This window comes from Burkholderia sp. BCC1638 (assembly GCF_902833195.1).
GTDB classification, from domain to species: Bacteria; Pseudomonadota; Gammaproteobacteria; order Burkholderiales; family Burkholderiaceae; genus Burkholderia; species Burkholderia diffusa.
Genome location: NZ_CADFEC010000001.1, coordinates 333,337 through 358,773, shown reverse-complemented (window position 1 = coordinate 358,773; position 25,437 = coordinate 333,337). Strand labels below are relative to the sequence as shown.

The following is a 25,437-nucleotide window of genomic DNA, read 5'->3' as shown; positions in this document are numbered from 1 at the left end:
CGCGGCCCAATGCCGCCGTCGTTCAGGCGCCGTCAGAAAAACGGCGGGGCGCCCGCCTGGACGCCGCGCCGCGGTGAGCCGCTCAGTCCTGCAGCGCGTCCCACATTTCCTTGTCGCGCTGCGCGGTCCAGATGCGCGGATGCGTGATGCCGCTCGCCTCGTCGAACGCGCGCGACACGTCGAACGGCAGACAGTGCTCGTAGATGAACACGTGCCCGAACTTCGGATCCATCGCTTCGCGCGTGAGCGCCATCGACGCCTTCAGGTCGAGCTTGCGCTCGACGGCCTTGCGGCCCTGCGCGAGCAGCGTCGTCACGAAGTCCTTCGTGTAGTCGAGGCCCTTGTCGACCTCGGCCGGATTCAGCAACGCGGGACCGCGGCCCGGCACGAGCTTTTCCGCGCCGAGCGCGCGCAGCGCCTCGAGCGTGGCCGGCCACTGTTCGAGCTGCGCGTCGCCGCAATAGCAGGCCGCGTCGTATTCGACCAGGTCGCCGGAGAACAACACCTTCTGCGACGGCAGCCAGACGATCGTGTCGCCCTTCGTGTGGCCCGAGCCGACGTGCATGATCTTCACTTCGAGCTTGCCGAGGAACAGCGTGATCTCGCGCTCGAACACGAGCGTCGGCCAGGTCAGGCCCGGCACCGTCTCGACGCCCGCGAACAGGCGCGGAAAGCGCTCGATCTCCGACTTCATGTCGGCCTCGCCGCGCTCGACGATCATCTCGTACGTGCCGCGGCTCGCGATCACGTGCTGCGCGCCTTCGGCGAAATACGCGGACGCGCCGAGCACGCGCACCGCGTGGTAATGCGACAGCACGACGTGCTTGATCGGCTTGTCGGTCACGCTGCGGATCTTCGCGATCAGGTCCTGCGCCATCGCGGGCGTCGCGGTCGTGTCGACGATCAGCACGCTGTCGTCGCCGATGATCACGCCCGAGTTCGGGTCGCCTTCGGCGGTGTACGCGTACGCGTTCTCGGACAGCTGCGTCCAGGTGACTTTCTTCTCTTCCAGATCGGCTTGGGAGGCGAATGCTTTGGCCATGTTGCGTTCCGTGGCTGCGAGCCATGTGTTGAGGGGAGTGAGGCGGATCATCTGCCCGCGTCGATTATTTGTCAATGACAAATGCGCTTGCTATTGTCCAATACGGGTAAACCTGCGGGCTGGCGCGTCAAATGGCGTCGGATACCATGCGGGGTTTCGTCAACGGAAGAATCATCGCGTGCAGAACCACGAAGTCAGCGCGGACGACGCGCCGCCCAAGGCGCAGCGCGGAATCCAGAGCGTCGAGGTCGGCGGCCGGCTGCTCGACGCGCTCGCGCGCCGGCGCAAGCCGCTCGGGCTGTCGGAGCTGGCGGCCGCGGCCGAGCTGTCGACCGCGCAGGCGCACACCTATCTCGTCAGCCTGACGCGGCTCGCGCTCGTGAAACGCGACGCGCTCACGGGCAACTACGAGCCGGGGCCGCTGTCGCTGCGGCTCGGGCTGATGTCGATCGAACGCCAGCCGGCCTATCGCGCGGCGCTGCCGCACGCGGCGCGGCTCGCGGAAGCGGTCGGCCTGAGCGTGGCGCTGTCGGTGCCGGGCGTGCTCGGGCCCACGATCGTGCGCATCGAGCACGGCGGCTATCCGCTGCACGTGAACCTGCACGTCGGATCGGTGATGTCGCTCGACACGACGGCGACCGGCCGCGTGTTCCGCGCGTTCGGCGACCCCGCCCAGCTCGACGCGATGGCGGCCAGTCAGGCCGGCGCCGGCGACACGCTCGCCGGCGCGGAAGGCGTGCAGCCCACGTCCGACGCCGGCGCGTGGCAGGCCGAACTCGACGCGATCCGCGCGCGCGGGATCGAGCGCGGCGTGGACCGGCCGAGCCCCGGCGTCAGCGCGATGTGCGTGCCGGTGCTGGACGCGGACGGACGCCTGCAACTCGCGTTGACGGTGATCGGCTCGACCGGATCGATCGATGTCGGCTGGGACGGCCCGATCGCGACGGCGCTGCGCGATGCGGCACGGCAAGCCACCGCCTCGCTCGGCGCGGGACGCGATGCCCCGCCGGTCGGGGCGGGCATGCCGCCGGCCACGCAGCGCATGCCGCCCGCGCTCGCCGACGATACGAAAGCGCAGCGTGGCATCAACGCACTCGACAGCACGGGGGAACTGCTGCTGGCGCTCGTGTCGGCGGGCCGTGCGCTGCCGCTGCGCGACCTCGCGACGGCGGCCGGCATGCCGGCCGCGAAGGCGTTTCCGCATCTGGTGAGCCTGCAGAAGATCGGCCTGCTGAGCCGCGACGACGCGAGCTGCTTCGGCGGCGGGCCGCTCGCCCAGGCGCTCGGCCTGATCGCGATGCAGCGCGTGTCGCCGACGCGCGATGCGGAAGCCGAGATCGTCGCGCTGGCGGCCGCGACCGACATGAGCGTGGCGGCCGCGACGCTCGGGCCGCTCGGGCCGACCGTGATCCGCCTCGAGGAATCCGCGCGGCCGCAACACGTGAGCCTGCAGGTCGGCACGGTGATGTCGCTCGTGAATACCGCGATCGGGCGGATCTTCGCGGCGGGCATGTCCGACGACGTGCTGGCCGGCCTGCTGGCCGACGAGCCGGTGCGCCTCGCCGGCCGCGCGACGCAGGTCGACGACGCGTTCCGCGCGCGGCTCGCGACGATCCGCGCGGACGCGCTCGATTTCGCGTTCGATGCGCCGGTGCCGGGCATCGGGACGATCGCCGCGCCCGTGTTCGATCACACGGGCAGCATCCGGCTCGTGATCGCCATCATCGGCTCGTCGCGCGGCTTCCCGCGCGGGCCGGACAGCGAACTCGCGCATGCGCTGCGCGCCGCGACGCGCCGCCTGTCGTGGCGCTTCGGATGGATCGGCGAGTAGGCACCGCCCGCTGCCGCGCCCTTTCTCCGCGCCTGACTTCCCCTTCCGCCCGTCAATGCAAGGCCGTGCTCGCCACGGCCTCGTCACGCGCGTCCGCCACGCGGAAGCAGATGCAATTCATGTTGCGCAGCAGCAACAGAAATTGTCAGTAATTCTCATATAACGAAATCGCATTTCACAGCACGGTGACGTTCCTCTATGATTAGGGTTATCCCTAACTCGCCACCTACATGGGGCTTCGTCATGCAAACGTCTAATGTCTCCGATCGTTCCACCCAATCCGCTGGCTGGCTCGCACGTGTTGGCGAGCTGCTTGCAGAAGCATGGGCACTGCACCTCGAGAACTGCGAAGTCATCGCTGAAGCGCACGCACGCCTGCCGCGCTGAGCGCAGCGTCACATCATCCGTCTGACCCGCCTGCCGGGACGCGCGCCGTAAGGCCGCCGCGCCCGGCATCGGCGTGGCGGATGAGCGCCGCAAAAGCCGACGGAAGATTCATCCGTTTTCCGGCCCCGCAGGCATTTCCCGCCTGTTTCCGGCTCCGGGCCGCGCCCATTCGACGCGACAGCCCGATTGCCGCTCCTCTCCGGCACACCCGCGAATCTCGTCGTCACGACGATCCGCGTGCCGTCTCCCCCTGTCGTCACACCTGAATCGACGGCACGTCTTTCATGCACCGCAGCGCGAACATCGAGCGGCTGTGGCGGATGCTCGAAATCCTGTACAGCTTCTCGCGCAAGAAGCGCTCGTAGCCGGCCGTGCCGTCCACCGCGACCTTGATCCAGTAGTCGTATTCGCCCGATACGAGGTAGGCCTCGAGCACTTCGGGCAGCGCCGCGAGTTCGGCGCCGAAACGCGCGAGCGCGTCGTCCTCGTGGCGATCGAGCGTGACTTCGAGGATCACGATGTCCGCGTAGCCGAGCATGCGCTGGTTGACCAGCGCGACGTAGCCGTCGATGTAACCGTCGAGCTCAAGCTGCCGCGTGCGGTTCCAGCATGCGGTGGTCGACATGCCGATCTGTTCGGCCAGTTCTGCGTTCGACAGACGCGCATTTTTTTGCAGTGCACCGAGGATCTTGCGGTCCTGGTTGTCGAGGGTTTTCGGCGTGCGTTCGCGGGTAGCCATGATGGAAAGAATCTTCTACTTAAAATCGGCATTCTATCTGAACAGGATTCCGGTTTCGGGTGCGTTTTGCTGGAAACCAGGAAGCCTTTTAACCGGCCCGCTTGATACATTTTCTTCATGCCTGTTGTCCGGCACGCTCCCCGCGACAACCCCCTCGCACCGGGACGCCCGGCCGCAATCACGAGTTGCGGCGCCGGACACGCAGGCATGCAGTGTCCCGCCTCCCGCGCGCCTATCCGGCTGCACGGGCCGGCGCCTGATCCATCGTTTTTCGCACATCCCGTCATGTCGTTCAGGCTTTATCTGTCGTTCCTCGCTGCGTCCGCCGTCCTCATCTACGCCCCCGGCCCCGTCAACCTCCTCACGATGAACCAGGCATTGCGCACCGGCTGGCGCCGCGCGCTGCCGTGCGTATGGGGCGGCACGCTCGCCGTGCTGCTGCAACTCGCGCTGACCGCGCTGTGCCTGAATTCGCTGGTCCGTCTCGACGAGCACGCGCTGAACGTGCTGCGCTGGGCCGGCGCCGCCTACCTCGTGTGGCTCGGCTGCAAACAATGGCTCGGCCGCGCGCCGATCGCCGCGCCCACCGCGTCGACGCAACCCGGCAGCACCACACCCGACGACAGCGAACGCGCGCTGTTCTGGCGCGGCGTCGCCACCTCCGGCCTGAATCCGAAGACGCTGCTGTTCTTTCCGTCGTTCTTTCCGCAGTTCATCGTTCCGAACACGGACTGGAGCCTGAACGCGCAGTTCCTGCTGCTCGCGACGTCCTTCGCGCTGCTGTTCGCCGGCGGCGTCGCGTCGATGGCGCTCTTCTCGCACCGGCTGAGCCGTGCGCTGCAGCGTCCGGCGCGGATGCGCGCGATGAATCGCGTGACGGGCGGGCTGCTGGTCGGCATGGGCGCGATCATGGCCGGCTGGAACTGAGACCGGGCGGCCTCACGCGCGGGTGCCGGGTCAGCCCCGTGCCCCGCGAAAAAGCAGCCGATCGCCGAATGCTTTAGGGTAGCGGCTGGTTCGTTGGACATGCCTGGCTCGCCCGGGCGATTGCATGAAGCACGTCACTACCCGCCTGCGGCGCCTGTTCGCGCCGATCGGCCTGCACTGGTATCTCGCTCTCCTCCTCGCGCTCGATGCACTGATGGTGCTGCGCCCCGTCGTCGCCCATGCGAAGCTCGGCGCGCATCATGCGTGGCTCACCCATGCGCTGAACCTCGTCGACAATGCCGGCCTCGTCGTGCTGCCGCAGGTCGTCGTCGCGGCCGGCCTCGCGACGATGGCCATCGGCATCGTGCTGCGTGCCCGCGTCGCGTGGGTGCTGTCGATCCTGCTGCTGGTCGCGGCCGCCGCGATCAGCATCCTCGGCGGCTACCGCAGCAACGCGGTATTCGTGTACACAGCCGTCCTCGCCGTCACGCTGATCTACTACTGGCGCCATTTCGACCGCGCGAGCGTCGCCGCGAGCAGCCTGTTCGCGCTGCTCAGCATCGTGTCGCTGCTGATCTACGCGACCTTCGGCGTGCTGTATCTCGGCGACGAATTCACGCCGCCGGTCCACGACCTCGCCACGGCCGTCTACTTCTCGATCGTGTCGATGTCGACGGTCGGCTACGGCGACATCGTGCCGCACGCACCCACCGCGCGCCTGTTCACCGCGTCGGTGATCGTGCTCGGCATCACGGTGTTCGCGACGTCGATCAGCGCGGTCATCGGGCCGGTGATCGGCGGCAGCCTGAAACGGATCGTCAAGGGAGGCATTTCGAACGTGATCCGCAAGCATCATTTCCTGATCGTCGGCGCGACGCCCGTCGCGCATGCAGTGCACGACGGGCTGCGCAAGCGCGGCTACGCCGTGACCGTCATCGTGCCGGCCGGCGTCGAGCACAACTATGCGGGCGCGACCGACCTGATCGTCGGCGACGCCACCGACCACGAGGTGCTGGAAAGCGCCGGCGCGGCCACGGCCCGCGCGGTGCTCGCGCTGCGCTCCGACGATGCCGAGAATGCGTTCATCATCCTCGCGATCCGCGAGATCGCGTCGACGGTGCGTACCGTCGCGCTCGTGAACCAGCAACGCAACCTCGAGCGGCTGCGCCTGCTGAAGCCGGACATGGTGTTCTCGCCGCAGCAACTCGCGGGCGAACTGCTCGCCAGCACGCTCAACGACGAACCGGTCGACAAGTCGGTGATCTCGCACCTGCTGTTCGGCACCGACGCCGCCGCGTGACCGGTGCGGGCCGGCGTGCGGCCGGTACAATCGCGCGATGTCCGAATTGCTCACTTACGGCGGCCTGTTCGCCGTGTCGATGATCGCCGCGACGCTGCTGCCGCTCCAGTCCGAAGCCGTGCTCGCCGGCCTGCTGCTCGCCGGACGCGAGCCCGTGTGGGCGCTGGTGCTGGTCGCGAGCGTCGGCAACGTCGCGGGCTCGGCGGTCAACTGGGCGCTCGGCCGCGGCATCGAACACTTCCGCGACCGCCGCTGGTTCCCGGTCAAGCCGGCCGCGCTCGCGCGCGCCGAGCGCTGGTATGCGCGCCACGGCCGCTGGTCGCTGCTGCTGAGCTGGGCGCCGGTGGTCGGCGATCCGCTGACGATGATCGCCGGCGTGCTGCGCGAGCCGCTGCCGACCTTCCTCGCGATCGTGACGATCGCGAAGGTCGGGCGGTATCTGGCCGTCGCGTGGCTCGTGACGCACTGACGCCGCCCGCCTGCATCGGGCCAACCTGCTCGCCCCTTGCGGCTTCGCACCGCTAAAGAATTCGCCGAACCTGCCGTATTCCTTACGGTATGCGGTGGCGCGTGCGTTCCGCCTCTCTCCCTCTCCACTCAGGATTCGTATGAGATTGACCCAACTGGGCCGGGCGAGCGTCGGCGCGCGCCTGGCCGCGCTGGCATGCGTGCTGGTCGCGCTGCTGTTTACCGCCTTCGCATGGGCGCTCGCCCATTTCGCCGGCCAGCAACTCGCCGACGAGGCCCATGCGCGCATCGCGGACAAGGAGCAGTCGATCCGCGCGATGGTCGAGATGTTCGACAAGGCGCTGTCCGCCGAAGCCACGCGCTCGATGGCGCTGTTCGCCAGTTTCCTGCCGGCCGATTTCGCGCTCGACCCGGCCCGCACCGTCGACATCGGCGGCGTCGCCGCGCCGACATTGTCCGCAGGCGGCCAGCCGCTCAACCTCGATTACGCGATTCCCGACCAGTTCCTGAAGAAAAGCGGCGCGATCGCGACGATCTTCGCGCGCGACGGCGACGATTTCGTCCGCATCACGACGTCGCTGAAGAAGCAGGACGGCACGCGCGCGGTCGGCACGCGCCTCGATCGCGCAAGCCCCGCCTACGCGCCGCTCGTCGCCGGACGCAGCTATACGGGCCTCGCGAAACTGTTCGGCCGGCCGTACATCACGCAGTACAAGCCGGTCACCGACGCGACGGGCCGCGTGATCGGCGCGCTGTTCGTCGGCCTCGACGTTGGTGCCGAGCTGCAAGTCGTGCAGGACGGCATCCGGGCGCTGAAGATCGGTGAAAACGGCTATTACTTCGTGCTTGATGCGTCGCCGGGTGCATCGCGCGGCACCTTCGTCGTCCATCCCGACGCGGCCGGCCAGCGCGCGGACGACGCGCGCGCGCCGTACACGCAGATGCTCGCCGCCGGCCAGGGCCGGCTCGCTTACACGTCGGCCGATCCGGCCGCGCACGACACCGGGCCCACCGCCAAATTCGTGTCGTTCACGACGATTCCGCAGTGGCAATGGCTGGTCGGCGGCATCGCGCTCGACGACGAACTGCTCGCGAGCATGCGCACCGTCCGCAACCGTTTCCTGATGATCGGGGCCGTGCTCGTCGCGGCGTTCGCGGCGTTGTTCCTCGTCGTCGTGCGGCGCGTGGTGAGCCGGCCGCTCGATGCGGCGGCGCGTGCGTCGGAACGCTTCGCGGCCGGCGACCTCAGCATCCGCATCCGCGACGGCGCCGCCGCGCGCGGCGCGGCGGGCAACGACGAAATCGGCCGGCTCGTGCAGGCGGTCGACGGAATCGGCGACGGCCTCGCGCGGATCGTCGCGCAGGTGCGCAGCGGCTCGTCCGACATCGCGCGCGGCACGGTCGGCATCGCGGCCGGCAGCGGCGACATCGCCGCGCGGATCGCGACGCAGGCGAGCAGCGTCGAACAGACGGCAGCCAGCATGGAGCAGATCACGGCCGCCGTGCAGCAGAACGCCGAACATGCGGCGCAGGCGAACGCGCTGGTCGTCGACGCATCGGCCGCCGCGACCGACGGCGACACGGCGGTGCAACGCGTGGTCGCGACGATGGACGACATCGGCCGTGCGACGCGCCGGATCGCCGAAATCACCGGCACGATCGAAGGCATCGCGTTCCAGACCAATATCCTGGCGCTGAACGCTGCCGTCGAGGCCGCGCGCGCGGGCGAGCACGGTCGGGGCTTCGCGGTGGTCGCGGCCGAAGTGCGCGCGCTCGCGCAGCGCAGCGCGGCCGCGGTCAAGGAAATCGACGCGCTGAGCGCCGAATCGTCGACGACCGTCGAACAGGGCTATCGGATCGCGGACGCCGCGCGCGGCACGATGCGCGACATCGTCCAGCGCGTCGATCAGGTCAGCACGCTGATCGGCGAGATCAGCGCCGCGTCGCGCGAGCAATCGACCGGCATCGAGCAGGTAAATCAGGCCATCACGCAGATCGGCGAGGCGACGCAGCAGAACGCGACGCTGATCTCGGATGCAGAACGCGCGGCCGTCGCGTTGCGCGACCAGGCCGCGCAATTGTCGGAAGCCGTCAGCGTGTTCCGGCTGGCCCGCGACGCGTGACGCACGACGAACGACCGGGCAACCGCCCGGTCGCGTCGATCACTTTTTGTCCCCCGCCAGGTCGATCGCCTTGTCCGACCCGACCGCGTTGCGCAGCTGGAATTTCTGGATCTTGCCGGTCGACGTCTTCGGCAGCTCGCCGAAGCGCACGACCTTCGGCACCTTGAAACCCGCGAGCAACTGCCGGCAGTGCGCGACGATCTCCTCCTCGGTCGCGCTCATGCCGTTGCGCAGCTCGACGAACGCGCACGGCACCTCGCCCCATTTCGGGTCGGGCATCGCGACCACCGCGGCGACCTCGACGGCCGGATGCCGGTACAGCGCATCCTCGACCTCGATGCTCGAGATGTTCTCGCCGCCGGAAATGATGATGTCCTTGCGGCGATCCTTGATGCGGATATAGCCGTCCGGCGTCAGCACGCCGAGATCGCCCGTGTGGAACCAGCCGCCGTGGAATGCCTCGTCCGTCGCGTGCGGGTTCTTCAGGTAGCCCTTCATGCAGATGTTGCCGCGGAACATGATCTCGCCGAGCGTCTCGCCGTCGGCCGGCACCGGCGCCATCGTGTCCGGGTCGAGCACCGTCGCGCCCGCTTCCAGGTGATAGCGCACGCCCTGCCGCGCATTGAGCCGCGCGCGCTCGTCGTCGGGCAGTTCGTCCCAGTGCGCCTGCTTCGCGCATACGGTCGCCGGGCCGTAGACCTCGGTCAGTCCGTACACGTGCAGCAGGTCGAAGCCGATCTCCTTCATCTTCGCGATCACGGCCGGCGCGGGCGCGGCACCGGCGACCATCGCGTGCACCGTGTGATCGATGCCCGCGCGGAACTCGGCCGGCGCATTCGCGATCGCGCTCTGCACGATCGGCGCGCCGCAGTAATGCGTAATGCGTTCGCGACGGATCAGGTCGAACACCGTCTTCGCGTCGAACTTGCGCAGGCAGACGTTCACGCCCGCGCGCGCCGCGACGGCCCACGGGAAGCACCAGCCGTTGCAGTGGAACATCGGCAGCGTCCACAGATACACGGCGTGCTTCGGCATGTCCCATTCGAGGATGTTGCTGATCGCCGCGAGATACGCGCCGCGATGGTGATAGACGACGCCCTTCGGGTCGCCGGTCGTGCCGGACGTGTAGTTCAGCGCGATCGCCTCCCACTCGTCGGCGGGCAGTGTCCACGCGTAGTCCGGGTCGCCGCCCGCGACGAACGCCTCGTAGTCGGTCGCGCCCGCGAAGCGCGCGGGGTCGGCCGGCATCGCGTCGGCGACGCTGACGATCTTCAGGCCCGGCACTTCGAGCGCCGCGCGATGCGCGAGCTCCGCGTATTCGGTATCGACGATCAGCACCTTCGCTTCGCCGTGACGCAGCATGAACAGCACCGACGAAATATCGAGCCGCGTGTTGATCGTATTGAGCACGGCGCCGGCCATCGGCACGCCGAAGTGCGCCTCGACCATCGCCGGGATGTTCGGCAGCAGCGCCGCGACCGTCTCGCCACGCGCGACGCCGGCCCGCGCGAGCGCGCTCGCGAGCTGCTTCGCGCGCTTGTAGGTCTCGCCCCAGGTGCGCCGCACGTCGCCGTGCACGATCGCGAGGCGCTCGCCGTAGACTTCGGCCGCGCGGACCAGAAAATCGATCGGCGTGAGCGGCACGTAGTTGGCATCGCGGCGGCCGAGTCCGGCCTCGAACATCTGCGTCATGATCCTGTCTCCCGTTTTCTGCCGGCCGGCGCGCATGCACCCCGATCGGTTTTGATGTGGTTCAATTGCCGATAGCCTAACGGGCGCTATTGTGAGCCGTCTGTCATCGAAACGACAGAGTGCCCGATGAACGCTGCGCGTTATCCCTATCCTCGCAAACCCGCACCCATGCACGACCACTCCGTTGCGCCGCCCGACGCGGCCGCTACGCCGGACCACTCGCCGGCCAACCCGCCGCCCGAACCGGGCCCGTTGCCGGCCCTGTCCGTGCTGTTCGGCCAGTGCGCGTGGTTCCGCGCGCTGGCGCCGGAACACCAGGCGCTCGTGCTCGCGCAGTCCCACGCGGAACGGCGCGAAGCCGGCGACGTGATCGCGCAGCGGCTCGCGCCGTCCGAATACTGGATCGGCGTGCATCGCGGATTGCTGAAGCTGGCGATCTTCAACGCGTCGGGGCGCGGCTGCACGTTTTCCGGCGTGCCGTCGGGCGGCTGGTTCGGTGAAGGCAGCGTGATCAAGCGCGAACTGCGCAAGTACGAAGTCGTCGCCGTCCAGCGCTCGATCGTGCTGTTCGTCCCGGTCGACACGTTCCATGCGCTGCTCGACACGAGCCTGCCGTTCACGCGCTTCGTGATCCATCAGTTGAACAACCGGATGGGCGAATTCATCGCGTCGATCCAGAACAGCCGGCTGCTCGATGTCGACGCGCGCGTCGCGCAGGCGCTCGCGCAGCTGTTCAACCCCGCGCTGTACCCGGACACCGGCCCGTCGCTCGCGATCTCGCAGGAGGAACTGGGGATGCTCGTCGGCGTGTCGCGGCAGCGGATCAACCAGGCGTTGCAGCAGCTCGAGAAACTCGGCGTGCTGAGGCTCGCGTACAACCAGATCGAGGTCGTCGATCTGGCCGCACTCGCGCGGGTCGGGATGGAACAGATCTGAGCGGCGTCCGATGCGCGGAGCCGCCGCCGATGCGGCATGCGCGTGCGGTCCGGCGGCGGTGTCCGCGCACGTTTCATCCGACGAATCGACCTTGCGCCGCCCCGCCCCAACCTGACAATTCCGCCAGTTTCGCGCCAGTGACCCGTTCCGCCCCGACGCCTATCATTCGGGTTCCCTTCACCGACGCCTGATCACCGCCTGTCCCGCTGCCTCCATGTGGATCGTCAATCTCGCGCTCAGGCGCCCCTACACGTTCATCGTGATGGCCATCATGATCGTGCTGGCCACCCCGCTTGCGCTGATGCGCACGCCTGTCGACGTCCTGCCGGCGGTCAACATTCCCGTCATCAGCGTGATCTGGAATTACACCGGCTTCTCCGCGAAGGAGATGACCAACCGGATCACGGCCGTTCATGAACGGATCCTGACGACGACCGTCAACAACATCCAGCACATCGAGTCGACCTCGCTGCCCGGCATCGCGGTCGTGAAGGTGTTCCTGCAGCCCGGCGCGAACGTGCAGACCGCGATCGCGCAGACGGTTTCGTCCGCGCAGGCGATCGTGCGGCAGATGCCGCAGGGCGCGACGCCGCCGCTCGTGATCACCTATTCGGCGTCGAGCATCCCGGTGATCCAGCTCGGGCTGTCCAGCAAGACGCTCAGCGAACAGTCGCTCGCCGACATCGCGCTCAACTTCCTGCGCCCGCAACTGATCACGATCCCGGGCGCGCAGATCCCGTTTCCGTACGGCGGCCGCACGCGCGTGGTCGCGATCGACCTCGACCCGCAGGCGCTGCTCGCGAAGGGCCTCACGCCCGCCGACATCGTCAACGCGGTCAACGCGCAGAACCTCGTGCTGCCAACCGGCACCGCGAAGATGGGCCAGACCGAATACCGGATCGACACGAACGCGTCGGCCGACACGGTCGCCGATATCAACGGCCTGCCGGTGCAGACCGTCAACGGTGCGACGACCTACCTGCGCGAAGTCGCGTCGGTGCGCGACGGCTTCGCGCCGCAGACCAACGTCGTGCGCCAGAACGGCCAGCGCGGCGTGCTGATGTCGATCCTGAAGACCGGCGACGCGTCGACGCTGAAGGTCGTGTCGGACCTGAAGGCGCTGCTGCCGAAGGTGATCCCGACGCTACCCGAAGGGCTCACGATCACCCCCCTGTTCGACCAGTCGGTGTTCGTCAACGCCGCCGTGCAGGGCGTGATCCACGAGGCGCTGATCGCCGCCGTGCTGACCGCGATGATGATCCTGCTGTTCCTCGGCAACTGGCGCAGCACGCTGATCATCGCGATCTCGATTCCGCTGTCGATCTTCACGTCGCTGATCGCGCTGGCCGCGCTCGGCGAGACCATCAACATCATGACGCTCGGCGGGCTCGCGCTCGCGGTGGGGATCCTGGTCGACGACGCGACCGTCACCATCGAGAACATCGAGCGGCACCTGCATCTCGGCACTAATCTGCACGACGCGATTCTCGAAGGCGCGGGCGAGATCGCGGTGCCCGCGTTCGTGTCGACGCTGTGCATCTGCATCGTGTTCGTGCCGATGTTCTTCCTGACGGGCGTCGCGCGCTTCCTGTTCGTGCCGCTCGCCGAAGCCGTAGTGTTCGCGATGCTCGCGTCCTACGTGCTGTCGCGCACGCTCGTGCCGACGCTGGCGATGCTGCTGTTCCGCCCGCAGCAGGCGAGCACCGGCCCCGAGCACTCGACGTCGCGTTTCGCGCGGCTCCATCACGCGTTCAACGCCGCGTTCGAGCGGCTGCGCGCGTGGTACATCGTGCTGCTCAGCATCCTGCTGGTGCGCCGCCGCTTCTACGCGACGTGCTTCCTCGGCTTCTGCCTGCTGTCGACCGGCCTCGTGTTCGTGCTCGGCCGCGATTTCTTCCCGAACGCCGATTCCGGCAACATCCGGCTGCACATGCGCGCACCGACCGGCTACCGGATCGAGGAAACCGCGCGCCTCGCCGACCAGGTCGAGCGCGCGATCCGTGAAGTCGTGCCGCCCGACGAACTCGGCGCGATCGTCGACAACCTCGGGCTGCCGGTGAGCGGCATCAACCTGTCGTACAGCAACAGCGGCACGATCGGCACGCTCGACGGCGAACTGATGATCGCGCTGAAGCCGGGCCACCGCTCGACCCAGCACTACGTGCAGACGCTGCGCACGCTGCTGCCGCAGCGCTTCCCCGGCGTCGAGTTCTTCTTCCAGCCGTCGGACATCATCACGCAGATCCTCAACTTCGGTCAGCCGGCCGCAATCGACGTGCAGGTGCTCGGCAACGATCTCGCGAGTAACATGGCTATCGCGAGCAGCCTGATGAAAAAGATCAGGCAAATCCCCGGCACCGTCGACGTGCACGTACTGCAGCGCAACGACGAACCGACCCTGGTGGCCGATATGGACCGTACGCGCATGCAGCAGCTCAGCCTTTCCGCGCAGAACGTCGCGCAGAACATGCTGATCTCGCTGTCCGGCAGTTCCCAGACGACCCCGTCGTTCTGGATCAACCCGCGCACCGGCGTCCAGTACCCGCTGCAGATCCAGACCCCGCAATACAACATCGCGTCGATCGACGACCTCCTCGGCACGCCGATTTCCGCGAGCGGGCGCACGGGCATGCCGCTGCAGCTGCTCGGCAACCTCGTGCAGATCCACCCCGTCTCAAACCCGGCCGTGATCACGCATTACAACATCCGCCCGGCGATCGACCTGTACGTGAGCGTCGAGGGCCGCGACCTCGGCTCGGTTGCGGGCGCGATCGACCGGATCGTGTCCGACGCGCGCGCGACGCTGCCGCGCGGCACCGACCTCACGGTGCGCGGCCAGGTCGAGACGATGCGCACGTCGTACATCGGTCTCGGCGCGGGCGTCGCGATGGCGATCGTGCTCGTCTACCTGCTGATCGTCGTGAACTTCCAGTCGTGGCTCGATCCGCTGATCATCATCAGCGCGATGCCGGCCGCGCTCGCCGGCATCGCGTGGATGCTGTTCATCACCGGCACGCACCTGAGCGTGCCCGCGCTGACGGGCGCGATCATGACGGTGGGCGTCGCGACCGCGAACAGCATCCTGGTCGTGTCGTTCGCGCGCCAGCGCCTCGCCGCCGGCGCGCCGCCGCTCACGGCCGCGCTCGAGGCCGGCGCGACGCGGATCCGCCCGGTGCTGATGACGGCGCTCGCGATGATCATCGGGATGGTGCCGATGGCGCTCGGTCTCGGCGAAGGCGCCGAGCAGAACGCGCCGCTCGGCCGCGCGGTGATCGGCGGCCTGCTGTTCGCCACCGTTTCGACGCTGCTGTTCGTGCCGCTCGTGTTCGGCGGCGTGCATTCGCGGCTGGCCCGCCGGCGCGCGCGCCAGGCCGGACACTGACTTTCGCCCCTAGCCTTTAGACCCGGTCAATTCATGGAAGAGAAACATCACAGCTCCGTCGGCATCCAGGTGGACGAACACGGCATGCACCTGCCGACGCGCACGTCGGTGTCGCGGCGCGGGCGGGTCGTACTGATCGTGGTCGGCGTGCTGCTGGCCGCGGGCGCCGCGCGCACGATCGTCGTCAACGTGCTGAACCGCAACCGGCTCGACGCGGTGGCCGAGCAGAACACGCGCCAGTACGTGAACGTCGTGCATCCCGTCGATGCGGCCACGGGCGGCAAGCTGACGCTGCCCGGCACGCTGCGCGGCTTCGTCGAGGCGCCGATCTATGCGCGCGCGAGCGGCTACGTGCTGCGCTGGCAGGCCGACATCGGCACGCACGTGAAGCAGGGGCAACTGCTCGCCGAGCTCGATACGCCCGAGCTCAACCAGGAACTCGCGCAGGCCACCGCGCAGCGTCAGCAGGCGCAGGCCGCGCTCGCGCTCGCGAAGACGTCGTTCGACCGCGCGCAGCAGCTGCGCCAGCGCGATGCGGTGTCGCAGCAGGAACTCGACGACCGGCAAGGCGCGTTCAACCAGGGCAGCGCGAACCTCGCCGCGGCCGATGCGAACATGCGCCGGCTCACCGAACTGAAGGGCTTCCAGCGCATCGTCGCGCCGATCGACGGAATCGTCACGCAGCGCAACGTCGACGTCGGCGACCTCGTCAATTCCGGCAACGCGGGCCGCTCGCTGTTCACGGTCGTGCAGGCCGACCAGTTGCGCCTGTACGTGCAGGTGCCGCAGGCGTACGCGCAGCAGGTGAAGGTCGGCCAGCACGTGAGCGTCGCGCAGGCCGAGCTGCCCGGCCAGACCTTCGACGGCACGATCACGCGCACGTCCCAGGCGATCGACGTCGCGACGCGCTCGCTGCAGATCGAGATCACGCTGCCGAACCCGGACGGACGGCTGCTCCCCGGCTCGTATGTGCAGGCCACGCTGCCGATGACACCGGTCGGCCGCCTGCAGATTCCGGCCAACACGCTGCTGTTCCGCGCCGAAGGACCGACGGTCGCAGCCGTCGACGCGAACGGCCAGGTGCACCTGAAGGCAGTGACGATCGCGCGCACGATCGGCCAGACGCTCGAAGTCGACGGCCCGCTCACGCCGAACGACCGCCTCGTCGCGAACCCGAGCGATGCGCTCGCGAACGGCGACACCGTCATCGTGCAGGCGCCGCCGGCCGTGAAACCGGCGTCCGCCGCCGCGGGAGCGAAGTCGTGAGCGCGATGCGCGCCCGCCTGCGCCCCGCCGCGGTCCTGGCCGTCGTCGCGGTCGCGGCCCTTGCCGGCTGCACGGTCGGCCCCGACTACCGGCGCCCCGCCGTCGAGACGCCGGCCGCGTGGCGGCTCGACCCGGCCGACGCGTACTGGCACCCGGCCGCGCCCGCCCGTGCGCCGCTCGATCCGGCCTGGTGGACCGCCTTCGGCGACGCGCAGCTGGACGCGCTCGAAGCCGACGCGTTGCGCAACAACCAGAACCTGAAGGCCGTTGCCGCACGCTACGACCAGGCGAAGGCGACGCTCGCGTCGGTCGCGTCCGCGCAGTATCCGGCCGTCGGCCTGAATGCGAGCGGCCAGCGCTTCAAGATCTCCGCCGACCGGCCGCAGACCAACTACGCGACGCGCAGCATGTCGACCGTGCAGAACGACATCCAGGTTGGCGCAAGCGTCAGCTACGAACTCGACCTGTTCGGCCGCGTGCGGCGCAGCGTCGAATCCGCGCAGGCCAGCTCCGAGCAGGCGCGCGACGATTTCGCGAACGCCCGCCTCGTGCTGACCGCCGATCTCGCGTCCAGCTACTTCGCGCTGCGCGAGCTCGACAGCGAGATCGACGTCGTCAAGCGCTCGATCGACCTGCAGCAGAAGGCGCTCGACTATGTGAGCGCGCGCCACGACCTCGGCGCGGTGTCCGGCCTCGACCTGCTGCAGCAACGCGCGCAGCTCGATGCGACGCGCACGCAGGCGCAGTTGCTGATCCAGCAGCGCGCGCAGGTCGAGACCGCGATCGCGACGCTGGTCGGCACGCCGGCCCCCGAATTCTCGCTGCCGCCGCGCGTGGTGCCGATCAACGCGCCCGCGCTGCCGACCGGGATGCCGAGCGACCTGCTGCAGCGGCGCCCGGACGTCGCGTCGGCCGAGCGCGCGATGGCCGCCGCGAACGCGCAGATCGGCATCGCGCGCGCCGCGTACTTCCCGCGCATCGCGCTGTCGCCGGACATCGGCTGGGACGCGACGCGCTTCTCCGGGCTGTTCACCGTGCCGGCGCTGCTGTGGTCGATCGGCGCGTCGGTCAGCCAGCCGCTGTTCGAAGGCGGCAAGCTGAAGGCCGGCGTCGATTTCGCGCAGGCCGGCTACGTGGCCGCGCAGGCCAGTTACCGGCAGACCGTGCTCACCGCGTTCCAGGAGGTGCAGAATGCGGTGACGGGCCTGGCGGTGCTGGCCGAAGCCGCGCAGCAGGCGTCGGCGGCCGTCGACGACGCGCGCAAGCTCGTGTCGCTCGCGCAGGACCGTTATGCCGGCGGCCTCACGCCGTTCATCGACGTGCTGACGGCCCAGCAGCAGTTGCTGACGAGCGAGCGCCAGGCCGTGCAGATCCAGGGCCAGCGTGCGGCGCTCGTCGTGTTTCTCGCGAAGGCGCTCGGCGGCGGCTGGGACGGCGGCGCGACAGGCGGCGCCACGCCGACCGACGTCGCGGCGGCAACCCTCCGGCCCGCCGCGAGCGTCGGCCCCTAACCCGGTTACAAGGACACACCCATGAAGGTCCTGATCGTCGAAGACGAACCGAAAGTCGTCGAATACCTGAAGAGCGGCCTGACCGAGGAAGGCTGGGTCGTCGATACCGCGCTGGACGGCGAGGACGGCGCGTGGAAGGCCGTCGAATTCGAATACGACGTGGTCGTGCTCGACGTGATGCTGCCGAAGCTCGACGGCTTCGGCGTGCTGCGCGCATTGCGCGCGCAGAAGCAGACGCCCGTGATCATGCTGACCGCGCGCGACCGCGTCGACGATCGCGTGCGCGGGCTGCGCGGCGGCGCCGACGACTATCTGACCAAGCCCTTCTCGTTCCTCGAACTGATCGAGCGGCTGCGCGCGCTCACGCGCCGCGCGCGCGTGCAGGAATCGACGCTGATCTCGATCGGCGACCTGCGCGTCGACCTGATCGGCCGGCGCGCGTCCCGCGACGGCACGCGCCTCGACCTGACCGCGCAGGAATTCCAGCTGCTCGGCGTGCTCGCGCGGCGCAGCGGTGAGGTGCTGTCGAAGACGACGATCGCCGAACTCGTGTGGGACGTGAACTTCGACAGCAACGCGAACGTCGTCGAGACGGCGATCAAGCGCCTGCGCGCCAAGCTCGACGGCCCGTTCGCGGAGAAGCTGCTGCACACGATCCGCGGCATGGGCTACGTGCTCGAGGCGCGCGAGGACGCCGACAGCGAGAGGCACGCATGAAGCGCTCGATCACCCTGCGTCTGTCGGCGATGTTCGGCATCGTGTCGCTGCTTGTGTTCACGCTGGTCGGCTGCGGGCTGTTCGTGATGATGGAGCGCCAGCTGTTTGCCGAACTGCGCGCGACGATCGACACGCGCGCGAAGGTCGCGCAGATGATCGTGTCGCACGCGACCACCGCCGCGCGCGGCCGCCTGATGCAGGAAAAGCTCGCCGATCTCGAACCGCCCGACGGGTCGACGCGTTACCAGATCGACAGCCCCGACGCCAACTTCCGCTTCGGTCATCCGGTCGACGGCGTGCCCGTCGGCAAGCCGTTCGGTGCGTTCCAGCAATACGCGCTCAACCACAGCAGCTACGACGTGATGACGAAGACCGTCCCGATCGCGGGCAGCGGCGAGCGCCCCGACCTGAAGCTGATCGTCGCGTCGTCGTGCGAGCGCACGCAGCGGATGCTGCGCCGTTTCGTGTGGACGCTCGCCGCGCTGATCGCGATCGCCACCGTCGTCACGCTGTTGCTGAGCCGCGCGGTCGCGCGCTTCGGGCTCGCGCCGCTCGAACGGATGTCGCAGGACGCGGCGGCGATCAACGCCACCAACCGCCGCCAGCGGCTGCACACCGACGCGTTGCCGACCGAGCTGCGCGATCTGGCCGCGTCGTTCAACGGCGCGCTCGAGCGCATCCAGCAGACCTACGCGCGGCTCGAGGCCTTCAACGCGGACGTCGCGCACGAGCTGCGCACGCCGATCAGCATTTTGATCGGCCAGACCCAGGTCGCGCTGACGAGCCGCGACCGCTCCGTCGACCGGATGCGCCAGACGCTGCAGTCGAACCTCGAGGAGTTCGAGCGTCTGCGCGTGATCATCAACGACATGCTGTTCCTGTCGCGCAGCGATCGCGGCGAGCGCGCGACCGACCTGAAGCACGTGTCGCTCGCCGACGAAGTGCGGCGCATGCTCGACTTCCTCGAGATTCCGCTGGACGAGGCGCAGTTGCGCGCCGAACTGCACGGCGATGCGCGCGCGGCCGTCGACCCGTCGCTGTTCCGCCGCGCGATGACCAACCTGCTGATCAACGCGATCCAGCATTCGGTGCCCGGCGCGACGCTGAACGTGACGATCACGCCGCGCGACACGCTCGTCGACGTGTCGGTCGCCAACCCCGGCGAGCCGATCGACCCCGTGCAGCGCTCGCACGTGTTCGAGCGCTTCTACCGGCTCGAGGAAGCGCGCGCGAACAGCAAGGAGAACCACGGGCTCGGGCTGTCGATCGTCAAGGCCGTCGCGGAGATGCACGGCGGCAGCGTGTTCGTCGCGTGCTCGGGCGGCGTCAATACGTTCGGCTTCTCGGTGTCGACGCAGGCGTGCAGCGTCGGCCCGATACGCTCAGCCGAGGCGGGCGACGCGGGCGACCCGCAGGTGCTGCGGCCGACGCACGCGCCGCGCGCGATGCACTGACGGCACCGCGCCGCCCAGGGCAGTTTTCTTCAATACGGACACGCGCGGCTTCTTTAGTCTCGATGCGACTTTCACATTCGCATGGAGACACATGATGAGCATGCTGATTTCGATGGCCGCGTTCGCGCTGGCGTCGTCGATTACGCCCGGTCCCGTCAATATCGTCGCGCTCGGCGCGGGTGCGCGCCACGGTCTCGGCGCGAGCCTGCGCTATGCGGCCGGCGCGACGCTCGGCTTCGTCGCGCTGTTTCTGCTGATCGGCCTCGGGCTGCACGTGGCGCTCGCCCGCTGGCCGATGCTGACCACGGCCACCCAATGGTCGGGGATCGCGTTCCTGCTTTACCTCGCGCTGCGGCTGGCGCTCGACGACGGCCGGCTGTCGACCGATCCGGCCGATCCGGACGCGCCAAACGTCGCCGGCCCGTCGGTGGCGGCCGGCGCGGCGATGCAATGGCTGAACCCGAAGGCTTGGCTTGCATGCGTGGCCGCGATGGGCGCGTATGCGGCCGATGGCGGTCGCGCGCAGGTGTGGCAATTCGCGGCGCTGTATCTGGTGATCTGCTTCGCGTCGATCTCGTGCTGGGGGTATGCGGGTGCGTCGCTGCGGCACTGGCTCGCGAACGCGCGGCGGATGCGGCTGTTCAACCGCGCGATGGCGCTGCTGCTCGCGGGCAGCGCGCTTTATCTGCTCGACGTCTAGCGTCGTCGCTTCGAACGGGTGTTGCTGCGGGCGGCGGCGGTGCGAGCCGTCGCCCGCCGTTGCGGCGCCGCCATCGTGCCGGCCCTTCCCCCGCTCAGTTCGCGGCGCTTCGATATTGGCCCGGCGTGGCGGCCGCGATGCGTCGGAACGCGCGCTGGAAATGCGCCTGGTCCGCAAAGCCCGCATCGAGCGCGACCTCGGCGATCGGCCGGCCGCGGCGCAGTTCCGTGCGGCCGTACTGCACGCGACGGTCGACCAGGAACGCATGCGGCGTCATCCCGTAGCGGGCGTTGAACGCGCGGATCAGGTAGGACGGCGACAGGTCGGCGGCCGCGCAGATCGCATCGAGCGTGACGGCCTGACGGCAATGCGCGGCGATGTAGTCGGCCGCGCGGGCGAGCTTCGCGTTGTCGGTCCCGCGCCGCGTATCGACGGGCAGTTCGCGATCGAGCGCGCCGTGCAGCCGCGTGAAGAATTCGACCGCCGCGCTTTCCTTGCCGAGCGGATCGACGCCGGGTGCCACGAGCGTGCGGTAAAAGCCGCCGAACTGCGCGAACAGGTCGCGCCGCTCCGTCAACTTCGGCGAAAAGCCGTGAAAATCGCTGTTCGGGTCGCGTCCGAGCGCATGCTGCAGCCGCGCGAGCCAAGGCACGTCGACATAGACCATCCGGTACGCCCACGCGTCGGGGCCATACGGATTGCACGCATGCACCTGCTCCGGATCGATGATCACGAGCACGCCGCGCCCGACGTGTTCCTTCGTCGCGCCGTTCAGGTAAGTGCTCGTGCCGCCGACGATCGCGCCGAGCGAAAACGTGTCGTGCGTGTGCTTCGCGTAGCAGATCGTCCGGCCGTCGTCGACGGTGCGCGCCTCGATGAACGGCAGCGCGGCGTCGCGCCAGAACGGCGATGGCACGGCGAGGGGTTTGGCGGAACGGCTCACGCGACGGGCTCCCGGATCGGATGGCGAACGCACACCGTACAAGACTGCGCGGCGCGATGCAACCGCGAACCGACGCTCCGCGGCCGGATCGCCTAAGCTTTGATTTCGGCCGCCACGGCAGACGCGGCGGGTTCCGTTCCCCTCTTCCAACCGGTACATTCATGCACATCGATCTGACAGGCAAAACCGCGGTCGTCACCGCTTCCACCGCCGGCATCGGGCTGGCGATCGCCGAAGGGCTCGCGCAGGCGGGCGCACGTGTCATCGTCAACGGACGCAGCGACAAGTCGGTCGATGCCGCGCTCGCGCAGCTGCGCAGCGCGGTACCGGGCGCGGACGTCGACGGCGTCGCCGCCGACCTGTCCGACGCCGCCGGCGTCGCGCGTGTCACGCAGCACACGCCGGAGGCCGACATCCTCGTGAACAATGCGGGCATCTACGGGCTGAAGGCGTTCTTCGACATCGACGACGACGAATGGGCCCATTACTTCCAGATGAACGTGATGTCAGGCGTGCGTCTCGCGCGGCACTACCTGAAGGGGATGCTCGCGCGCAACACGGGCCGCGTCGTGTTCATTTCGTCGGAATCGGGCCTGAACATCCCGGTCGACATGATTCACTACGGGTTCACGAAAACCGCGCAGCTCGCGATCGCGCGCGGCCTCGCGAAACTCGCGGCCGGAACCAACGTGACCGTCAATTCGGTGCTGCCGGGGCCGACGATGTCGGAGGGCGTGCGCGCGCTGCTGAAGGAAACGGCCGACGCGACGGGCCGCAGCATCGACGACGTCGCGGTGGATTTCGTGCGCAGCGAGCGCGCGAGCTCGATCATCCAGCGGCCGGCAACGACGGAGGAAGTCGCGAATCTGGTCGTGTATGTCTGCTCGCCGCAGGCCTCGGCGACGACGGGCGCGGCATTGCGCGTCGACGGCGGCGTGGTCGACACGATCGCGTGACGACTGCGTGACACGCTCGCGCGGCGCATGGCGGCCGCGCTATCGCGAAGCCGCCTTGTCCGGTTGAAGCGTGCCCTTGCGGTCGGCGTCCATGCAGGTATCGAAGCCGTATTGCGTGACGGCACCGGCCTTGTCGAACACGACGAAGTACGCCCGGTGATCGTTGCCGTGCTCGATGAAGTAGTTGTAGCAGACGCCGCTTCCGTTACGGACCATCCACACGCTGCGCGGGTTGCCGCCCGCGCGTACAACGTCGGCGCGCGTCGCGCCGTGCCGCGACGCGGCCCGCGCCAGCGGCGTGCGCGAATAGGAGAACGGCAGCCACGAGTCGAACCACGCGCAACCGTGCAGCATCAGGCAGCTGGCGGCCAGCGACAGCGTCGCTGCAGGACGGTACATCGGAATCAATCGCATGCTTGGAAGAATCTGCCGCGCCATGCCGGCGTGATCGAAAGCCCCATGCTACTAGACCTTTGGGTCCGGATCGAAAAGAAATGTAGAGACTTGTGTCCGACGCCGCGCTCGGCGCGGCCCGGCTCGCGCCCGATCGTCGCGAACCATGAAAGCGCCGCGCGGGCTCGCTCACGCGTCAATGCTGTTGCGCCGATGGCCCGGATCGGCGCAACGAGCCTCGCCGTCAGGCGACCCACTCGGCCCACAGCATCGTCAGCACCGTCATCAGCGCCGGGCCGACGAACAGTCCGATCAGGCCGAACGTCTCGGCGCCGCCGAGGATGCCGAACAGCACGAGCAGGAATGGCAGGCGGGTCGAGCTGCCGATCAACACCGGCCGCACGAAATGCTCGGCGACGAACACGACCACGAAGCCGACCGCCAGCACCACGACGGCCCACGCGGTCGCACCCTGCACGAACAGCCAGAGCGCCGCGCCGCAGAACACGATCGGCGCGCAGAACGGCAGCATCGCGGCGACGGCCGTGACGAGGCCGAGCAGCGCCGCGTGCGGGACCCCCGCGAGCGCATACGCGACGCCGAGAATGGCGCCCTCGCCCAGCCCGACGACGACCAGCCCCGTCACCGTGCCGTACACGGCCGCGACCATCCGTTCGATCAGGTGCGCGCCGCCGCGGCCGAACGCACGCCGCGCGCCCTGCAGCAACGCGCCCGACAACTTGTGGCCGGCCCGCATGATCACGAACAGCGTGACCAGCATGAAGCCGAACTCGAACAGCGCATGCGCGAGCTTCGTGCCGAACTGCCGGCCGAACGCGATGAACTTCTCGCCGCTCGCGCCATGCATCGCGGTGCCCGCGTGCAGCGGATGACCGAGATTGGCCTGCCACCACTCGGTGACCTGCGCGGCACCGTACGGCAACCGGCCGACGACGTCCGGCAGCGGAATGCCGTTGTCCTGGATCGAGTGCAGCCAGATGCGCAGGTCATGCGCCTGCGAGATCGCCTGGCCCAGCGCGATGGCGACCGGCAGCACGACCAGCAGCGACACGCCCGCGGTGATCGCGGTCGCGATCAGGGTTGGCCGATCGCGAAACCAGCTGTCCGATTCGAAGCGTTTCAGCAACGGCCACAACGCGATCGCGATCACGCAGGCCCACGCGATGGCGGGAAGAAAATCGCGGATCACCCACAGCGCGAGCACCAGCAGCGCCGCATACAGCACGGCGCGGGCGATCTGCTGGGCACGCGGCCGCGCGGCGGATTCCTGGGAAGGCGAGACATGTGCGCGCATGGCACCTCTGTCGAAATGAAAAAATGGCGGTTCGCGCGGGCCGAGGGCCGGTGCGAACCGCCATTCTATCCATCGATACCGCCACGACACGCGGACGCGATGCCAAGCATTGTCAAATGCATGGCGCGAACGTCGCGCGCGCCGCGCGGTGCGACGTGCGCTCAGGCCACCTTGTCGGCGACGCGATAGCGTTCGAGCCAGTGCGCGTACGGCGCAGGCAGCGTCCACGACGGACGCTCGACGCCGAGCTGCTTGGCCGCGTAGTACGGCCAGTGCGGATCGGCCAGATGCGCGCGGCCGACCATCACGAGGTCGAGCTGCTGTTCGGCGACGACACGCTCGGCCAGTTGCGGCGTGTCGATCCCCCATGCGGACGACACCGGCAAGCCGGCCTCGCGGCGCACGCGTTCCGCGATCGGCGCGAGGAACGCCGGGCCCCACGGAATGCGCGCGTCGGGCGTCGAGAAGCCGACCGACACGCTCAGCATGTCGAGGCCTTCCTGCTTCATCCGCTGCGTGAGCGCGATGGATTCGGCGAGCGTTTCCTCATCGCGGCCGTCGTATTCGATCACGCCGAGACGCGCGGTCAGTGGCAGATGCTCCGGCCAGACCTGGCGGACGGCCTTCAGCGTGTCGACGAGGAAACGGCCGCGGTTTTCGGCGGAACCGCCGTATTCGTCGTCGCGCCGGTTCGAATGCACGGAGAAGAAGCTCTGGCCGAGATAGCCGTGCGCGAAGTGCAGTTCGAGCCATTCGAAGCCGAGGTCGCGGGCACGCTTCGCCGACGCGACGAAGTCGGCCTGCACGCGTGCGATGTCGTCGTGCGTCATCGCGCGCGGCATCTTCGGCAAATGCGCGCCGAACGGCACGGCCGACGGTGCGATGGTCTGCCAGCCGCGCGGATCGCCGTCGGCGATGTGGTCGTCGCCTTCCCACGGACGGTTCGCGCTCGCCTTGCGGCCCGCATGCGCGATCTGGATGCCCGGCACCGCGCCGGCCGCCTTGATCGCCGCGACCGACGGCGCGAACGCCTCGGCCTGCGCATCGGTCCACAACCCGGCGCAGCCCGGCGTGATGCGGCCTTCCGGCGACACGGCCGTCGCCTCCGCGATCACGAGGCCCGCGCCGCCGCGCGCGATACCGGCCAGATGCACGTGATGCCAGTCGTTGACGACGCCGTCTTCGGCAACGTACTGGCACATCGGCGGCACCGCGATGCGGTTGCGCAGCGTGACATCCTTCAGTTTGAACGGTTCGAACAGGGCAGACATCCACCACTCCTTTGCTTGGTTCTACGAAACGACTGGATGAGCCGCCGTGCGGTGCGCACGACGGAACGGTTCGGGCGTCGCCGG

At 68.8% G+C, this 25,437-nt stretch carries 20 protein-coding genes; 13 read left to right on the top strand and 7 right to left on the bottom strand.

The genetic code is table 11. From position 1 onward, the window contains the following. Positions 1-82: 82 nt before the first annotated feature. Entirely contained in the window at positions 83-1,042 is a 960-nt protein-coding gene (locus HWX22_RS01565) for an MBL fold metallo-hydrolase (protein ID WP_059525310.1), read from the bottom strand. 178 nt (positions 1,043-1,220) lie between these two features. Between HWX22_RS01565 and HWX22_RS01560 the strand changes: the two genes are divergently transcribed. Continuing rightward, positions 1,221-2,873, top strand: a complete 1,653-nt coding sequence (locus HWX22_RS01560) for an IclR family transcriptional regulator C-terminal domain-containing protein (protein WP_175914926.1) — start codon at positions 1,221-1,223, stop codon at positions 2,871-2,873. A 643-nt stretch (positions 2,874-3,516) separates the two neighbouring features. On the opposite strand, the gene HWX22_RS01555 is transcribed toward HWX22_RS01560, so the two are convergent. After that, complete coding sequence (locus tag HWX22_RS01555; RefSeq protein ID WP_006755380.1) at positions 3,517-3,999, bottom strand: Lrp/AsnC family transcriptional regulator; 483 nt, start codon at positions 3,997-3,999, stop codon at positions 3,517-3,519. Positions 4,000-4,284: 285 nt separating this feature from the next. On the opposite strand from HWX22_RS01555, the gene HWX22_RS01550 reads away from it, so the two are divergent. The 4 genes from HWX22_RS01550 (at position 4,285) to HWX22_RS01535 (ending at position 8,817) form a co-directional block, all read left to right on the top strand. Next, positions 4,285-4,926 carry a LysE family translocator gene (locus tag HWX22_RS01550; protein ID WP_175914925.1) on the top strand — a complete coding sequence of 214 codons (642 nt, stop codon included), beginning with the start codon at positions 4,285-4,287 and terminating at the stop codon, positions 4,924-4,926. 124 nt (positions 4,927-5,050) lie between these two features. Next, complete coding sequence (gene kch / locus HWX22_RS01545; protein WP_175914924.1) at positions 5,051-6,226, top strand: voltage-gated potassium channel protein; 1,176 nt, start codon at positions 5,051-5,053, stop codon at positions 6,224-6,226. Positions 6,227-6,263: 37 nt separating this feature from the next. Then, complete coding sequence (locus HWX22_RS01540) at positions 6,264-6,695, top strand: YqaA family protein (RefSeq protein WP_175914923.1); 432 nt, start codon at positions 6,264-6,266, stop codon at positions 6,693-6,695. 139 nt (positions 6,696-6,834) lie between these two features. Next, entirely contained in the window at positions 6,835-8,817 is a 1,983-nt protein-coding gene (locus HWX22_RS01535) for a methyl-accepting chemotaxis protein (RefSeq protein ID WP_175914922.1), read from the top strand. 39 nt (positions 8,818-8,856) lie between these two features. Here HWX22_RS01535 and HWX22_RS01530 read toward each other — a convergent pair whose 3' ends face one another. Next, complete coding sequence (locus HWX22_RS01530; RefSeq protein WP_175914921.1) at positions 8,857-10,509, bottom strand: acyl-CoA synthetase; 1,653 nt, start codon at positions 10,507-10,509, stop codon at positions 8,857-8,859. A 168-nt stretch (positions 10,510-10,677) separates the two neighbouring features. Here HWX22_RS01530 and HWX22_RS01525 point away from each other — a divergent pair, with 168 nt between their 5' ends. The 7 genes from HWX22_RS01525 (at position 10,678) to HWX22_RS01495 (ending at position 20,475) form a co-directional block, all read left to right on the top strand. Then, the gene (locus tag HWX22_RS01525) at positions 10,678-11,445 is read left to right on the top strand and encodes a Crp/Fnr family transcriptional regulator (RefSeq protein ID WP_175914920.1); all 768 of its coding nucleotides are present in this window, start codon (positions 10,678-10,680) and stop codon (positions 11,443-11,445) included. A gap of 214 nt (positions 11,446-11,659) precedes the next feature. Continuing rightward, positions 11,660-14,827 (top strand): efflux RND transporter permease subunit, encoded by a 3,168-nt coding sequence (locus tag HWX22_RS01520; RefSeq protein WP_175907061.1) that lies wholly within the window; start codon positions 11,660-11,662, stop codon positions 14,825-14,827. 33 nt (positions 14,828-14,860) lie between these two features. Then, positions 14,861-16,093: an efflux RND transporter periplasmic adaptor subunit gene (locus HWX22_RS01515; protein WP_175907063.1), complete on the top strand. Its 1,233-nt coding sequence runs from the start codon at positions 14,861-14,863 to the stop codon at positions 16,091-16,093. A 5-nt stretch (positions 16,094-16,098) separates the two neighbouring features. After that, positions 16,099-17,604 carry an efflux transporter outer membrane subunit gene (locus tag HWX22_RS01510; protein ID WP_175907319.1) on the top strand — a complete coding sequence of 502 codons (1,506 nt, stop codon included), beginning with the start codon at positions 16,099-16,101 and terminating at the stop codon, positions 17,602-17,604. A 21-nt stretch (positions 17,605-17,625) separates the two neighbouring features. Continuing rightward, the gene (locus HWX22_RS01505) at positions 17,626-18,321 is read left to right on the top strand and encodes a heavy metal response regulator transcription factor (protein WP_059450219.1); all 696 of its coding nucleotides are present in this window, start codon (positions 17,626-17,628) and stop codon (positions 18,319-18,321) included. Then, on the top strand, positions 18,318-19,775 hold the full coding sequence (locus HWX22_RS01500) for a heavy metal sensor histidine kinase (RefSeq protein ID WP_175907065.1): 1,458 nt from the start codon (positions 18,318-18,320) through the stop codon (positions 19,773-19,775). The genes HWX22_RS01505 and HWX22_RS01500 overlap by 4 nt, the downstream gene beginning before the upstream one ends. A gap of 94 nt (positions 19,776-19,869) precedes the next feature. Further along, entirely contained in the window at positions 19,870-20,475 is a 606-nt protein-coding gene (locus HWX22_RS01495) for a LysE family translocator (protein WP_175907067.1), read from the top strand. A gap of 94 nt (positions 20,476-20,569) precedes the next feature. On the opposite strand, the gene HWX22_RS01490 is transcribed toward HWX22_RS01495, so the two are convergent. After that, the gene (locus HWX22_RS01490) at positions 20,570-21,418 is read right to left on the bottom strand and encodes an AraC family transcriptional regulator (protein ID WP_175914919.1); all 849 of its coding nucleotides are present in this window, start codon (positions 21,416-21,418) and stop codon (positions 20,570-20,572) included. Between the two features lie 161 nt (positions 21,419-21,579). Between HWX22_RS01490 and HWX22_RS01485 the strand changes: the two genes are divergently transcribed. Then, a complete protein-coding gene (locus HWX22_RS01485; protein WP_175914918.1) occupies positions 21,580-22,374 on the top strand; it encodes an SDR family NAD(P)-dependent oxidoreductase in 795 nt (264 codons plus the stop codon). Between the two features lie 39 nt (positions 22,375-22,413). Here HWX22_RS01485 and HWX22_RS01480 read toward each other — a convergent pair whose 3' ends face one another. The 3 genes from HWX22_RS01480 to HWX22_RS01470 all read right to left on the bottom strand — a co-directional run bounded on the left by HWX22_RS01480 (position 22,414) and on the right by HWX22_RS01470 (position 25,353). Beyond that, positions 22,414-22,788: a hypothetical protein gene (locus HWX22_RS01480; RefSeq protein WP_175907070.1), complete on the bottom strand. Its 375-nt coding sequence runs from the start codon at positions 22,786-22,788 to the stop codon at positions 22,414-22,416. A gap of 223 nt (positions 22,789-23,011) precedes the next feature. Beyond that, the gene (locus tag HWX22_RS01475; RefSeq protein ID WP_175914917.1) at positions 23,012-24,082 is read right to left on the bottom strand and encodes an AI-2E family transporter; all 1,071 of its coding nucleotides are present in this window, start codon (positions 24,080-24,082) and stop codon (positions 23,012-23,014) included. A 161-nt stretch (positions 24,083-24,243) separates the two neighbouring features. After that, entirely contained in the window at positions 24,244-25,353 is a 1,110-nt protein-coding gene (locus HWX22_RS01470) for an NADH:flavin oxidoreductase/NADH oxidase (RefSeq protein ID WP_175914916.1), read from the bottom strand. Positions 25,354-25,437 lie beyond the last annotated feature (84 nt).